Origin of the sequence: Streptomyces sp. NPDC002265, from assembly GCF_040296125.1 — a bacterium.
Classification (GTDB): domain Bacteria; phylum Actinomycetota; class Actinomycetes; order Streptomycetales; family Streptomycetaceae; genus Streptomyces.
Genome location: NZ_JBEOWS010000715.1, coordinates 1 through 1,167, shown reverse-complemented (window position 1 = coordinate 1,167; position 1,167 = coordinate 1). Strand labels below are relative to the sequence as shown.

At 68.2% G+C, this 1,167-nt stretch carries 1 protein-coding gene and 1 pseudogene; one reads left to right on the top strand and one right to left on the bottom strand.

Going from position 1 to position 1,167, the window contains the following annotated elements; all coding sequences use genetic code 11:
- Positions 1 to 366, top strand: a pseudogene (locus ABT085_RS46495) (IS110 family transposase); the annotation flags it as partial.
- Here the strand turns inward: ABT085_RS46495 and ABT085_RS46490 are convergent.
- Positions 310 to 810, bottom strand: a complete 501-nt coding sequence (locus ABT085_RS46490) for a hypothetical protein (RefSeq protein WP_351623301.1) — start codon at positions 808 to 810, stop codon at positions 310 to 312. The pseudogene ABT085_RS46495 and the gene ABT085_RS46490 overlap by 57 nt on opposite strands.
- Between the last annotated feature and the right edge of the window lie 357 nt (positions 811 to 1,167).

The window sequence follows — 1,167 nt, the reverse complement described above, 5'->3', positions numbered from 1 at the left end:
CTGCTCGGCAGACTCAGGATCAGCGACGACGCGGCCGGCTTCCAGGACCTGCTGGATCTGCTCGCCGAGCATGGCGACAGCCCGGACGATCCCATCCCGGTCGCGATCCAGACTTCCCGGGGTCTGCTGGTCGCCTGCCTGCGAGCCTCCGGCCGCCAGGTCTATGCGATCAATCCGATGGCCATCGCCCGCTATCGGGACCGGCACGCCGTCTCCCGCAAGAAGTCCGACCACCAGGACGCCGTTGTCCTGGCGAACATCCTGTGCACGGACACCGAGTTCCACCGTCCGCTGCCGAGCGACTCCGACCTAGTCAGGGCGATCGCCGTCCTCGCCAGAGCTCAGCAGGACGCGGTCTGGGAGCGCACTCGCGCCCAGGCTTCCCGCCCCGAAGCCGACCGCCCCGCCCACGGCCCCGCTGATGGCGGAGCGAGCGAGTTCGCTGCTGTCGATGGAACCGCGTTCGTGTTTGCCCATCTCGACCAGTTGCGCCAGCAGTGCCCAGCTCACCTGCTGAAGCTCGGAGTCCGCCTTGTGTGTCGCGGGCCGGATGAGGGTCTTGCGGATCAAGGTGACTGTGACGACGCGCGTGGCGGCCATCTGTACGGGGATGGCCGCTTCGCTGGCTCCGAATGTGAAGGGAGCCATGGCCAGGTCCACGGCGATCTCGATCGCCAGGGTGACGAGCATGCCGATGATCTCGATCCGTAGCGTCTCGATCTCTAGCGCCGCCTTCTCCAGGGCCGTGCTGCTGATGTCCTGCTGGATCGGCCCGCTTACCACCTTCGCCGCCGTGGCCGTCCTCGTCATCACCGCCTACGCCGCCCCGGTCTCGCCCGCAGCCTGGCGATTTATCGTGTGGTCCGCCAGTTGCTGCGCGACCCGCCCGGAGCGTGAGGATGCTGCGTCCTGTTGCGGGTGCTGATCTTCACGGCAAACTCACCGTTATGAGTTCCGCGAATGGAGGCGAGAGCCGGCCGGACTCGACCACGCCGCCCGCGTCGGCGCGGCCACTGCGCAACTAGATGCGCAGGCAGGTCTGTGACCTGCTGTGGTCGGGGTTCAGATGCCCCCGGGCCCCGTCCGGGGCCCGCCATCGAGATATTGCACGGTTGCGCACCGTACTCGGGCGTGGCAGGTCCGCTGCGCACGGGCCCGTGCGCAGCG